Origin of the sequence: Microcoleus sp. AT3-A2 (assembly GCF_036705685.1) — a bacterium.
Lineage (GTDB): Bacteria > Cyanobacteriota > Cyanobacteriia > Cyanobacteriales > Microcoleaceae > Microcoleus.
In genome coordinates, this window is sequence record NZ_JAUBVF010000017.1 from 60,258 (window position 1) to 74,056 (window position 13,799).

Annotated in this window: 8 protein-coding genes; 2 read left to right on the forward strand and 6 right to left on the reverse strand. The window is 43.4% G+C overall.

Annotated elements, in window-relative coordinates; translation table 11 throughout:
- Positions 1-48 precede the first annotated feature (48 nt).
- Together QUB37_RS12645 and QUB37_RS12650 are read right to left on the reverse strand one after the other, a co-directional pair.
- The gene (locus QUB37_RS12645; RefSeq protein WP_333162392.1) at positions 49-945 is read right to left on the reverse strand and encodes a metal ABC transporter permease; all 897 of its coding nucleotides are present in this window, start codon (positions 943-945) and stop codon (positions 49-51) included.
- Between the two features lie 140 nt (positions 946-1,085).
- Positions 1,086-1,853 (reverse strand): metal ABC transporter ATP-binding protein, encoded by a 768-nt coding sequence (locus QUB37_RS12650; protein WP_445300025.1) that lies wholly within the window; start codon positions 1,851-1,853, stop codon positions 1,086-1,088.
- A gap of 144 nt (positions 1,854-1,997) precedes the next feature.
- On the opposite strand from QUB37_RS12650, the gene QUB37_RS12655 reads away from it, so the two are divergent.
- Positions 1,998-3,233, forward strand: a complete 1,236-nt coding sequence (locus QUB37_RS12655; protein ID WP_445300024.1) for a metal ABC transporter substrate-binding protein — start codon at positions 1,998-2,000, stop codon at positions 3,231-3,233.
- Positions 3,234-3,420: 187 nt separating this feature from the next.
- On the opposite strand, the gene QUB37_RS12660 is transcribed toward QUB37_RS12655, so the two are convergent.
- The 3 genes from QUB37_RS12660 to QUB37_RS12670 are packed head-to-tail and all read right to left on the reverse strand — an operon-like array spanning position 3,421 to position 10,386.
- Positions 3,421-7,077 carry a helicase-related protein gene (locus tag QUB37_RS12660; protein WP_333162396.1) on the reverse strand — a complete coding sequence of 1,219 codons (3,657 nt, stop codon included), beginning with the start codon at positions 7,075-7,077 and terminating at the stop codon, positions 3,421-3,423.
- Positions 7,077-10,103 carry a hypothetical protein gene (locus QUB37_RS12665; RefSeq protein WP_333162398.1) on the reverse strand — a complete coding sequence of 1,009 codons (3,027 nt, stop codon included), beginning with the start codon at positions 10,101-10,103 and terminating at the stop codon, positions 7,077-7,079. The genes QUB37_RS12660 and QUB37_RS12665 overlap by 1 nt, the downstream gene beginning before the upstream one ends.
- A 13-nt stretch (positions 10,104-10,116) precedes the next feature.
- Positions 10,117-10,386, reverse strand: coding sequence for a YciI family protein (locus QUB37_RS12670; protein ID WP_190662223.1), 270 nt, complete (start codon positions 10,384-10,386; stop codon positions 10,117-10,119).
- A 164-nt stretch (positions 10,387-10,550) separates the two neighbouring features.
- On the opposite strand from QUB37_RS12670, the gene QUB37_RS12675 reads away from it, so the two are divergent.
- Positions 10,551-11,120, forward strand: a complete 570-nt coding sequence (locus tag QUB37_RS12675) for a Uma2 family endonuclease (RefSeq protein ID WP_333162402.1) — start codon at positions 10,551-10,553, stop codon at positions 11,118-11,120.
- 156 nt (positions 11,121-11,276) lie between these two features.
- Here QUB37_RS12675 and pheT read toward each other — a convergent pair whose 3' ends face one another.
- Positions 11,277-13,721: a phenylalanine--tRNA ligase subunit beta gene (gene pheT, locus QUB37_RS12680; protein WP_333162405.1), complete on the reverse strand. Its 2,445-nt coding sequence runs from the start codon at positions 13,719-13,721 to the stop codon at positions 11,277-11,279.
- Positions 13,722-13,799 lie beyond the last annotated feature (78 nt).

The following is a 13,799-nucleotide window of genomic DNA, read 5'->3' on the forward strand; positions in this document are numbered from 1 at the left end:
ATTGAAAATTGGAGGGGCGGCCCTGAATCCTTACCACAAAGTTAGTTGTTATCGGCCTTTAGTTAAATTTTTTAATTCCCGCCAGATTGGAGGAATTTGGCCGGAGTGTGTGCGGGGCTGGGTGAGGATTCCTTGAGTCGGACTGAACAGTAATGATAGCACAAATAACCCCGATGCAACTAAAACTATTGCGGGGCCGGATGGCAAGTTATAGAAGTAGCTGAGATACATTCCGCTAATGCTGGAAATAACTCCGATTATTGCCCCTAAAATCATGACTTGGTGCAGGCGAGTGACTAGGAGATAGGCGGTACTTGCAGGTGTAATTAATAGGGACAAGACTAGCACTACGCCAACGGCTTTGAGGCTGGCAACTATTGTGAGGGCGATGAGTACCATCAGTCCGAAGTTGAGCAGGTTTACTGGCAAACCTGTGGCTTGCGCTCCTAATGGATCGAATGTGTAAAATAGCAGTTCTTTGTAAAAGAATACTACAACTAATAAGACTACGGCGACTATGACGGCTGTGTCGATCGCATCTTCGGCAGTAACTCCCAGGATGTTACCGAAAAGAAAGTGGTTGAGGTCGATTTTGTTGTCTTTTTGGACGATCGTAATTAGGGTGATGCCGAGGGCGAAGAATGCCGAAAATACAATGCCCATTGCCGCGTCTTCTTTGATTGTCGATCGAGCTTTGATCCAAGCTATGATTACTGTACTCAAAACTCCGGCAATGAACGCGCCGATAAAGATGTTTGCTCCGAGGATAAATGCGATCGCCAATCCGGGCAAAACCGAGTGGCTGATGGCGTCTCCGAGCAAGGCCAGCCGCTGTACCATTAGGTAGCTGCCGACGATCGCGCAGACGATGCCGACGAGAATGGCAATTATGAGCGATCGCTGCATGAATCCGTACTGCAACGGCTCAATTAAGGTTTGTAGCATAAAATTATAACATCACAGTTAACTAATGACTAACAATCAAAGCAACCGGGTTTAATCGGAGATTTATCGTTGCCAAACCCAATATTATCCAAGAAACTAGGTTCAAAAGCGTAACTCGTAGATTAATTACTGCTAGCTAATTAAGCAGCTTGTCCGGCAAAGAACATTACTTGCCCGCCGTAGGCGCGGTAAAGGTTTTCTTTGGTTAGCACTTCTTGGCGGGAACCAGCGGCAATCAATTCTGTATTGAGCAAAATTAAATCATCAAAATTGGTGATTGATTCGCCTAAGTCGTGGTTGACTACTAAGACAATTTTCCCGGCATTTGCTAGCTCGTGGAAGATGTCGAAAATGATATTTTGAGTTTTTTGGTCAACGCCGACAAACGGCTCATCAAAGCAGAAAATAGCAGCTTCTTGGGCTAAGGCTCTAGCTAGAAATACTCGCTGTTGCTGTCCGCCAGAAAGTTGTCCGATCGGTCTGTCTTTGTAAGCACTCATGCCTACTCTTTCTAAAGCATCGGCAGCGGTGCGGCGGCTAGCTGCCGAGAAGCGGCGAAACCATCCGGCTTTTCTGACTCTTCCCATCATCACGACATCCCAAACGGTGGCGGGATAGTTCCAGTCAATTTGCGATCGCTGGGGCACGTAGGCTACTGTTTCGAGTCGATCGGCGATCAATTCTTCGCCCCAGGTAACAGTGCCACGAGTTGCCGGAATTAAGCCCAACATTGCTTTGATTAGCGTGCTTTTGCCGGCACCGTTGGGCCCAATAATACCCGTTAGCCTTCCCGGTTTGACAGAAAGATTGATATCTCTGAGTGCCTCTACCGTGCGGTAGTTTACTGCTAAGTGCTTAACAGTGATAATTTCAGTGTCGGTAGCCGTGTCTTGGAGGTGGCAAACCATTTGAGACCAAGGATTTTCGTTGGGGAAGGCGGCGGTATTCATGGCGGTGAGTCTATCTCCTTTTTATTAAGTTTACTGTAAAAATGAAAAGAATATGAAATCATCGGTAAATAGGAATAATCTGCAACGCACCAGAGGTAGATAATGCGACAGTCCAAGCTGGAAACCCCTCAAACCATAGGTTTGGCGGCGAAAATCTCAAGTCGGTTAAAACTTAGATGTTACACCATTGTCAAGAACGGTCAAGATGTCCGTTCCACAAAGAGTGAGTTTTTTTGTGGGGTGGGCATCCTGCCCGCCCAGACAAGGGTTATTGAGAATGGTGTCAGATGTGAATTAAAACCGACGGCAATTGTGAAGCAATCCTATAAAGGAGAGTTTAGCCGTGAGTCGGGGATTGAAACCTCCCGCGCTGGATTGAACAAGTTCAAGGTATTTTGGATTAGAACTATTGCTTGTGGCATTTTGACTTTGGGTTTATTTAGTTGTGCTCAAACCGAGGGCGATCGCCTCTCTCCAGAGGCAGATGCTAAACCCAAGGTAGTTGCTACCAGCACAATTATTGAGGATTTGACCGATCGAGTAGCGGGCGGCGAAGTTCAGCTAACAGGAATTTTGCAGCCGGGAACCGATCCTCACGTTTACGAACCGGTGCCAAAAGATTCTCAAGCTTTAGAAAAAGCTAACTTAATTTTATATAATGGTTACAATTTGGAACCGGGATTAATTAGAATGATGAATGCCGCCGGAATTAAGGCGCGGAAATTAGCAGTGGGGGAAGTTGTCAAGCCTTTGCTACTGAATAAAGAAGGCAATACCGTACCCGATCCACACGTTTGGGGAAATGTGGAAAATGTAGTTCAAATGGTAGAAGCGATTCGGGATGCACTAATCGAACTGTCACCGGAAGATCGGGAAAAGTTTACGCAGAATGCTGTGAAACTTACTGAAGAGTTAAAACGTTTGGATAGTTGGATCGAACAAGAGATTAAAACAATCCCCGAAAATAAGCGCGAATTAGTAACAACTCACGATGCTTTTCAATATTACAGCCGCGCCTACGGATTGGGAAGTGCGGGCAGTTTGATCGGGATTAGTACGGAGGAACAGCCCAGCGCTCAAACGGTGCAAAAGTTAGTAGAATCCGTGAAAACTGCGGGAGTTCCTGCTATTTTTGCCGAGACTACAATTAACCCGCAACTGATTAGAACAGTGGCGGAGGAAGCGGGGGTGAAATTGGCAGCGCAGCAACTTTATTCGGATTCGATTGGGGCGCCCGGAAGCGAGGGCGATTCTTATGTGAAAATGATGTCGGCTAATACTCGCGCCATCGTCGAAGCTTTGGGGGGGAAATACACGCCATTTGAAGTTAGCAAATAGCAAGTATGGTGCCCCGGAAGAGTTTTATTTTCTCTGCGGGGTGATAGCTAGCTGACGCAGCCTACAAGTTTCAGTAGGCTTGCATTGCATAAGTCTTTGATTGGTACATAAACCGCAGATGCAAGGCAGATAAACACAGATAAACGCAGATTATTGAAGGGATTGAAAGCTTGGGAATGCGAGAGGTCTAGTTTATCTGCTTCGACAAAATTAAATTGAGCACGTTCAATTCGTTGGAACTTAAAAGATATTTATCTGTAAAAATTTTTTCTCGGCTTTGTTCTAAACTGTAGCTTCTAAACACGATAAACGGGAATTCGTGATACTTGTGCCCGATCGGCATTACACTATCTACAGGGTAGATCGATCGCACATAAGCCGACAAAATATCCCGAAACCGCCTGTCTTCCGGTTCTTCCACCTTATTGTCAGCAAAATACTCCTGCATTTCCTCCCCGCTGACAAAAGCAAATAGCGGTATGGCATAATAGCGATCGAACTGCTGACTCTGCTCTTCAAAATACTGAGTTTTCTCCAAATCGCCGTTGAGAAATTGCAAAAGCTCGATCGCACCTCCTCTTATCGCCGATATTACATTCTCTGGGGACGAATCGCTATCCCTAATTCGATACATTTTTTTCAGCAAGTCATTATCTACACACTTCTGAATTTGTTCGCGTAGCCGCATCTGGTATTTTTCCAGCAAATTTTGCTTAGCTAGAGGCACTACCAACAAACTACCACAAATATGACCACTCTCTAAATTATCATAACTCAGCAAACCATCTAACGGATTGCACTTCTCCAAAAACTTCTTGTTAAAATCATCCCGCATTTCCAGGTAGGAATTGCCCTTGTAACGAGAGTTATCAGAATTTGTCAAAACAAACTCCCCACGACCCAAAAGCTCTTCTAAACTCGTATAAACCTCCTTTAGCAACCTATTTCCTCGGATGCTTTCGCTCTTCAGCGTTTTAATTAGAGAAGCCATCTTGTTACTAAAAGTATCCCCCACCGCAGAAACCGACTTACCACCAATCGGAATCATCAAAAACTTTTCCCTACCTAAATTCCCGTAGCCGACAATTCGCGTCATCACCGCAGTCTTCAGAATTAGCAGTAAATTCAACAAACTCAATTTGCTTTCTTGTAGGGAAAGTTCCGCATCATCAGCATAGTAAACTGCTGTATCAGACACGTAAAAAACCAACTGCTTGTCTTCACCGTCAAGGGTTTTACCATGTTTATCTTCGCCGCGCCCCCGATAAATCACCTGTATCACTTCCATCAGGTTTTTTTCAATCTGGAAGCGCGGAATATCAACTAAAATGTGCTTAGTTTTCGGGAAAGATAACCCGCGACTGCCCGATGCAGTCATAAAGATTACCTTAGCTGTATCTTTGCACTCCTGTATTTTTGCTTTCTCCTCTTCCGAGATATTCGCGTGAATTTCCAGATAATCTTCAAACTGATTAAATTCTCGTTCTTTTTGAATTTTATCAATCAATTCTGCCAATCTTCGCTTATTCTGAATATAGACTATAATTTGTTCGACACCAGGTTCCACCAATCGCTGATTGATATCCTGAATTATTGCAGACTGTACCCGTTTTACTAAATCATTATCCTCCTTTAAAGACGCATTTTCATTGTATTTAACAGTTTCTACAAATACCTTGTAAGCTATATTCAAACTGCGGGCGGGGTAGGAATTGGCATTGATTATCGTTGCAGGTAGCCGTTTAAATTCAAAAGGAGTGACTTGTAAAGGTTCAATGACATCCGAATTTTTAGCTAATTTTTTGAAATAGATTTTATCCGGTTCTTGAGATGTGTTTTCAAGGTGTTGTTTAATCACATCCGAGTCAACAATCGAAGCATCTGCTACAATAATTTTAGTATTAAAGCCGTGCTGTGGCTTGTGCAATTCATGATTTTTAACCATGTTGGCAATTCCAGCTAAAAACTGAACACCACCGTCATCTCCTGTAATTTCATCTATCATAATGAAAATGTGTTTTATGCGCCTAGATATTTCTTGCATCTTGGCGGTGATGACTTGTTTATCCCGTTTGTTATAAGTATCTTGAAATATCTGTTCTAAATAATCAAGGGTACTTTGTCGATTTTCTTTCATCCTCAAAGATTGGATAGAAACCGTGGCGACAATATTATTAGAACTTTGACCGTTGATCAGGCTATAAATCCCATTACAAATGCTATTTAGCACTCCCATAGTTTTGGGGCTAGCTGGTTCAATTACGGTTTCATTTTTTCTAGCAATTTGTCGCTGGTGGTATTCTTTTGCCTGATTTTCTGGATTATCTTTGAGAAAATGAACCGTTTTTTGTGTGAAGTTTTCGCTACGGCTATTCGAGGCGTACTTGACTGTACGTCGGCCAGCATTACTTGCAATAATGTCTGAGTTTGTGTTAATACAGAATAGCCGATTATCGCACAACAAACGAGTATTTTTATCTGTGAATTTTTCGATAATATCCAAGTTTACTTGCTTGCGGGGACTGACGTATAAGAATAAGAAACCATCGTCGATATGGCTTTTCAGGAAATTTGCGATCGCAGTTGTTTTACCAATTCCCGGATTACCCGTCAAAAAGATATAAGTTTCATCAGATTGAAGCGCTTTCACAATCAATTCAGCGTGAGCATTCCTCAAATGCAAACCGCGAGCAATTTGCAATTCATCTGCCAGCTTATCTGATATAATATCGATTGAATTAACAAAATTCTCGATTTTCTCTGTATGACATACAGGTTCAGTGGCATTTTCCCCAATTCCTAACAGAGAATCGACAAATTTTCTGCCTTCTTTGAAACTGCGAGCCGCGTTGAGTTGAATCACATCCAAAACTTCGCTGCGAGCATCGCTGATTTCTTGCTTCCTAGATTCATTTTTGTAAATTTCCGAACAAGTTGCTAACAGCTTAAGTTTGTCCGTGCGTAGGGAAATTGTGCTAATATTGCGATCGCCATAACCAACCACATTAAACAAAACCTCAGCATCACTTGAAATTATACCTGTTTGTTGCAAAAATCCATAGAAGCTGTGAGCGTAGCTACCCGCCTGAATCAGCTTAGCGCTTTCCTTATCCTTATACTTAAAAGCTGTAAAAAAGCGTTTTAAATCCTCCGAGAAATCCACACCTAAAGTGCTGGTATCCATCCGCAGATTAGAAAACACACTTTTCGATCGCAAATAGCTAATTTCTCTCATCAAATATTTGCGTATCACCTCTATTTCATTGATATCCTCCGTTTTTGGAGCTAGCGTCGGAGAAAACACAGACAAATCAACGCAGAGAATTCTAAAATCATTCCCCTGCTGTAACAGCATCAGCGTATCAGCCTGCAAAAACTCACCCTTTTTCGAGTAGCGGCGGATGTACGAGTTAATCTCATCATCTGATAAACTAAGTTTGGCAGTTGTCAACTGAGACAATAACCCTTTAAACGCTTCTTTCTCACCCTTGTTATAGGTTCTGATACTGTTAGCATCACTAAAACTGAACTGACAATACACAATTTTTAACCGCTGCAAATTCCAGCCAGTAGAGTTGACGTACTCCCGAAAAAAATTCAACCCACCCAAAAAACCTTTTTGGACAAAGAACAAACTCCATTTTTCAACTATCTCAGCATCTAAACTAGCCAGCAGATTGGCTTCCCGGACGATTTCCGCCGTCATCTTTGGCAATTTGAGCCTCTGCAAATCTAGACGGTAGGAATCGCCAAAATTGTGACTTAAATTTTCCCGCTGAATATATGCCAGAATCCCGATATTAAATCCTACTTCAAACAGCCGCCCAAAATCTTCACTTATCATTATTTTGTACCTCCCTCAGTTACGCTCAATACTTCTCTTACTTTATTCAAAAAGGCCAGCGAATTAAAATCGGCACTCCCGCCAGCATGACTAAATATAGATAGATTACCAATTGAATCATCGCCTATAATATGAGCGTAGGGATCTAGTTTTAAACTAATCTGTTGACGGGCTTCATACCTAGAAAAGTGGAAGATGGTTAAATAGTGCAGTAAAGTATCTTTAATTTCACCATCGTACATCAAACCTTGGCGAATATTTTGGTCATCCAGAATGCCTTCGTATATATTCAACAGTGTCGAGTAAGAAATCACACCGTTGTAAAAGTTCTTTTCCCCTTGCTCTACTTTGATACCATTAAACAGATTAAAAAACATCACAGCTTGTTGACTGGGATCTTTTGATAAACTTTCCAGTTCCGTGGTATCCTGAATGTAGAAAGATTCTCCCTTGTGTTCTTTAGGACTGCGGACGTAATATTTATCAAAAAATACCGGATAAATCCTGATATCTTGTCGCTCTCCTTTCAACGTTTTGATTAAGCTTTTAGACATAAAAAACAATTCCTCATCTTCATCCGTCTGGGTAATGTGCAGCGTGCTCGTATAAGGTGCTTGTGCAATATATAGAAAATTGCGATATCCATGTTTGTATAGCTGACTGACAGTATCTTCAAGAATTGAGGGCTGACTGTAAAGGTGTTGAACGCTGTAGTTTTCTGACAAAGTTTTCAGCATTCCGACTTGAATTGTATCCTCTGATAGGCGTTTAATTCCCGCCACTTCGCCTAACAAACAAGTTTTTCTCTGAAAGCGATCGCTATTACCTTTTCTTGCATCGCTTTCGCAACTTGATACGACAATAATTGCTAAATTGTCCAACTCTGGAGATAGTGGAACATTCCGAAACTTAAACTTTTTAGGCAATATTGAGTACAGGGAACTCAAACCGTTGCGAATACTGTAACCATTCGGTTTTTGCTTGACGCGAAACCCTTGAGAAGTCGAGCGGTATTTTTCGCTAAACAGATGAGACAATGTTTTAGAAACGTTAGCCATAAACTTTTCGGACGGGAAAGGGTTATTGTGGTCGGCTTCGTGAAGTCTCACCATCGGAATAAACAAATTCTTTTTCTGATTTTGTAACAAGATTTGCAGGCAAATATAAGACAGCAGCGAAACACAAAATTTGTAAACAAATGCTGCATCTGGTTTCAAACCGTCCTTGCTGTCTAAACGTTTATTGTTATAACGAAACAACAGCAATTTATACTGTTTGGAAAAACTGCTGTTATATACATTCATCAGGCTTTCAGGAACCCAAAGTACAGGCAGAGTATCGATGTCCTTAATGTTATATTCTATGGTGAAATTCTGGAATTCATCAGTAGGGAAGTAGCGGACATCTTCGATTGTGATATTGACTGGTAGCTGACAGATAGCTGTTTCGTTGATGCTCGATTGTTCGACGGCGATATACTGGAGTGATTGTTTGGGATTTTGTTGCAGAACATCAGTGAAAAATTGACCAGTCCTTAAAGCGTTGTCGATGTCTTCTAGGATGCCTCTTTTGATGCTGATATGTCGCGGTTCTGTGCGAGTTGGCAAAATTGTTTGCCTGTCTAGAAAGTTTTTTAATAGTTGCTTAAGACGGTCTATTTTAACTTCAATATGGTAGGCAGTCAACCCTTTTTTTATGCCTCGAAATATTCGCTGTTTCGCCTGTTCATCAGAACCCTGCAACCCAGGCATTACTGCGGATTCAAAGCTTTGTCTCGGATCGTAGGTTAGTTCTGAGTCAGGGTTGTAATCCGGCGCTAAAGGATTGCTCAGAGAAGCAAATACAAAATAGTACAATAAAGCTATTTTTAATACCTTGCGGATGAAGGTTTCGCTAGTGTAACTATCGGCTAATTCGGCTTTGTGTTCCTCACTTTCAGGATTGAGCAAATTCAGGTTATAATCAAATACAGGTTCACCACCGCGAGCTTGAACTTCATTGCCAAATTTCAGTTTTAAACCAAAAATATATTTGCGTTCGTTCAAATGGCTGTCTGTGGTTTCTCCTAAATAACCTGCTACAATCGGAATGATGGGAAGTGCATCTAAGACTTCCGCTCTGGAAAACATATCTCTGTAGTTAACAGTCACACCAGCATAATTGACATTATAATAGCCGTCATCTTTTGTGCGATCGCCAATGTATGCTTCGAGCAACCTAATCCGCCGGATCAAGTCTTCTAAATAGACGATCCCAAGACTATCTGTGCTGCTATTGCGAATGTTTTCTAGCAGGTACTCCAAATAGGTAATCTTAGCTTCTTTATTCAGCTTACCGAGAGTTTCTTTGTCTACAAGTTTGAGCAACTTATGGAAATCAGAATTTTCATTTTGCACCATCTCATCAAGCAGATGATGCAGTTCTTTCTTATCGCTTTCAGTGTCAGCATTTTCATCAATGTAATTCTCTAAACCCTCCTTCAATTGTTGCTGAAAAATGTCTGAATCTCGCACGGCGATAGTTAATTTATGCAGCTTTAAAATGGCCGTTGTTCCAACAGTCTTTGGGCGCTGCAAAGTTAGCTTCTTTTTTGCTAAGGTAGGAGAGGATTTGGCAAAATCGTATTTGAAACCTAAGTCGGTGCCACTTCCCTGAAAAGACCGTGATTCTAAAGGCTCAATTAAGCTAGTTACGAAATTTTCAATACCATCTCCTCCCACAACAGATGCTAAATGTTGTCGCAAATGTTCTCTAATTTGTCTAATTTGAATGCCAAATCTAGTTTCAACTTCCGCCGGCAAATTGACGGTAGCCGAACGTGCTTGACGTTCACAAGAACCCAAAGGTGGCAAGACTTGCGAAATGGCTATTTGATTAGCTGCCGCGTCAATATCTATTAGCAGACGACGCTTATCATCCGAAACGCTAAAGAGATTTTTTCCCTGCAAAACTTCTAAAATCTTGTCCAGCAAATCACCATAGTCTACTGGAACTAAATCGCTGTCACCCAATGTTAAGATGTTCACCCTGTTAACCCCTTCAAAAAGCTTGAATCCACTCTTTCACGTCGTACTCAGTCCAAACCCCATTTACCCAATAAGGATCGGCTTCCACCAATTGTCGCACCTGTGCCTCATCTTCGGCTTCGTAAATTGCAAAAACTTTTGTTAAATCTTTTGTAGGCCCGATCGTACTTAACACACCCGATTCCTTCTGCTTAGCCAATCCGGCTAAATGAGCGTCTCGAAACGGAGCGCGTTTTTCGAGAACATCTTCGCAGTAACTTCCCCACATCACATATTTGGTCACGGTTTTGAGCCTTAGATGAATTTGTTTAAAAGTTATTGTACAATAATAGTAGCAGGATTTGACGAGTTTTTATAGGGTAAAATTGATTAACCGCAGAGGGCGCAGAGGTCGCTGAGGAAGAGAGGGGAAGAAGAGAGAGGTTTGTTAGAGAGAAGGAGGTTACTATGACTTTATTAGACATTCGTCTGCTGACAGTTCATGAATATGACCGGATGACGGAAATTGGTATTTTTGACGAAGATGAACGGGTGGAATTACTAGCAGGACAGATAGTAAAGATGGCAGCAAAGGGAACAGCTCACGGTGCGGCGATTGCGCGCACCAAGATATTATTGGATAACCGTTTAGGAGAACAGATTTTTGTGCGGCTGCAAGACCCGGTTCGGATGAATAATTACTCGCAACCTGAACCGGATATTTCTGTAGTTATACCAGATCCACTTTACTATGAAGACCACCATCCAATTCCTTCAGAAATTTATCTGATTATTGAAGTTGCGGATACTACGCTGAGAACGGATTGCGGGATTAAAGCGAAAATTCATGCTGAGTCGGGAATTACTGATTATTGGGTTTTGGATGTGAATAATCGGCAACTCCACGTTTTTCGAGAACCGAGTCAGGATGGTTATCAAAGTCGGGTGATTCTTGCGGATGGTGATAGTATTTCTCTTTTGCGGTTTCCTGATAGTTCTTTTTTTGTGCGGGAGATGTTGCGGCCGTTAAGTTATTAACTTGTTCAACAAATTTAGGACTCGCTTGGCCGCAGAAACCGGGTTTCTCTGTTAATAGTTGGTTGATGGCGGTACATCTTGGAAGAAACCCGGTTTCTTAGTCTTTGCGTGTAAGAAATCGAGAGAGGGCAGGCACTTTTAGCACCGCCCCTACAATTAGCTTCTCAAACTAACGCCGAACTTCTCAACTAAAACATCGCGAACTTTTTGTTGTGCCGGTTCGACATCAGTTTCGCTCAAAGTTCGATCGCCCGCGCGGTAAACTAACCGAAAAGCCAAACTCCGCTGTCCCGCCGGCACGTTGTCGCCCCGATATTCGTCGAACAATTCCACCGAATCTAGCAAACTACCCGCCGCCTTTTTCATCGCACTCTGCATCTCAACAACCGGAACTTCAACCGGTGCGAAAAACGCAATGTCTCTGTCTGAAGCGGGGAAACTCGAATAACCCGCGAATTTGCGAGTTAAGTTGCTCGATCGCCCTAATTCACCCAACAGCACCGCCAAATCTAATTGAAACACGTAAACCTGCTCAGGCAAATCCTTTTCCTGCTGCAATTGCGGGTGCAACTGTCCGAAAACTCCTAAATGTTTCCCGTTTAACGATAACGCAGCGGTGCGGCCAGGATGCAAGCGCGTATTAGAGGAATCGCTTTGATATTGCACCGCCAAACCCAACTCCTGAAACACGCTTTCCAAAACCCCCTTAGCCTCAAACCAAGTCAAAGGTCGATCGCGCCCGGACTGCTGCCATTTCCACACAGTTGGATCGCCGCCGATAATCCCCGCAACTGCATCGGCTTCCTTCATTGCATCCCCATCTTTCCAGAAAATGCGGCCGACTTCAAAACCGTTTAGTGCGCCATTTCCCTGTTCCAAATTGTACTGGAAAGCATCAATCAAACCCGACAGCATTTCTGTCCGCAAAGCCGAATACTCCACAAACAGCGGATTCGCCAGCACCACCTGATTATCTCCCTCAGTTTTCACCAAAGAATAGTGCATCAACTCCGTCAACCCGGCCGCCCGAAAAGCCGATCGCACATTCCGAATTGCCGCGTATTCCGCCGACAGATAACCGGGTTCCGTTTTGCTGGGCAAAGTATCGCAGAAATTGTCATAACCGTGGAGTCTGGCAACTTCTTCTATTAAGTCAATTTCCCTTTCTAAATCTCGGTAGCGGTAAGGAGGAACAGTTATCGCAAACACCCGTTCTTTTTCCGTTGGAACAACTTCGCATCCCAAAGCTGTGAGAATGTTTTTTACCTCTTCCGGTTCCAGATATTTAGAACCGCCCGTTTCTCCTCTTTTCAACTGCCCCAAAACCAGATTTACTCGATCGAGACGCAATTCGAGCGATCGCGAAAAACTCAAATCATCGCCCGAACTCGCCGTTTTCTGTACCGTCGCAGTGCCTCCAGCTAACTCTAAAATTAGAGCTACAGCGCGGTTGCAAGCCGTCGCCAATGCCGCCTGATTCACCCCCCGTTCGTAGCGGATCGATGCCTCGCTCCGCAGGCCTTGAGCGCGGGCAGAACGGCGAATCGTTGCCTGGTCAAAAATCGCTGCTTCCAAGACTAAATTTTGCGTTCCTTCGTGAACTTCCGTATCTTCACCACCCATTACCCCAGCTAAGGCAACAGGTTTGTCGCTAGCAGTAATTAACAGATTTTGAGCTTGCAAATTGCGGTTTTGTCCGTCCAAAGTTTTGAAGGATTCGCCTGTTTTGGCAAAACGGACGCCGATGCTGATATCTTGAGTACCTGTGAAAGATTGTAGGCGATCGCGATCGAAAGCGTGTAGCGGTTGTCCCCATTCCAGCAAAATGTAATTAGTTACGTCAACTACATTATTAATCGGCCGCACTCCCGCCGCCTGCAACCGCTGCTGCAACCAAGCTGGAGAAGCAGCAATTTTCACACCTTCAATTGCCGTGCCGATGTAAATCGGGCATCCTTGCGGTTCCGATATTTCTACTGCCAAACCAGGACTTTCTTTGCCCTCAATCGCCACACCATTCGCTTCGGGAATTCTCAAACTCGCCCCAGTCAGCGCCGCCACTTCCCGCGCCACGCCCACCATGCTCAAAGCGTCTGCCCGGTTGGCAGTTGCTGTCAAATCTAAAATCACATCGTCTAAGCCCAAAAGTGGGCGAATATCGCTGCCCAATTTGGGATTTTCTAACTCAAAAATGTGAATGCCTGCTGACTCTTTAGATAGTCCCAATTCCGCCAGAGAGCAAATCATTCCTTCGGAAGGAACGCCCCGCAATTTAGCAGGTTTAATCTTTAAATCAATAGTCGATAAATAAGTGCCGACAACAGCGACAGGCACATAAATGTCTGCCCTAGCGTTGGGTGCGCCGCAAACAATATTCAGAGCTTCTGAAGAGCCGACATCCACTTGACAAACTCTCAATTTGTCTGCATTCGGATGCTGTTCGCAGGCGATGATTTTGCCCAAAACTACACCGCTTGCCCACGGGCGGCGGTCTTCAATTTCTTCAACTTCAAAGCCTGCCATTGTCAGAGTTTCGGCTAATTCTTCCGGCGATATTGCCACATCCACCAATTCCTGCAGCCACTTTAGAGAAATACGCATAATTTAGTCAGTAGTTAGTTGTCAGTGCTCTGTAGTTATTAGTCATTAGTCGGCGCCGACGGGCTACGACTTTTGAGT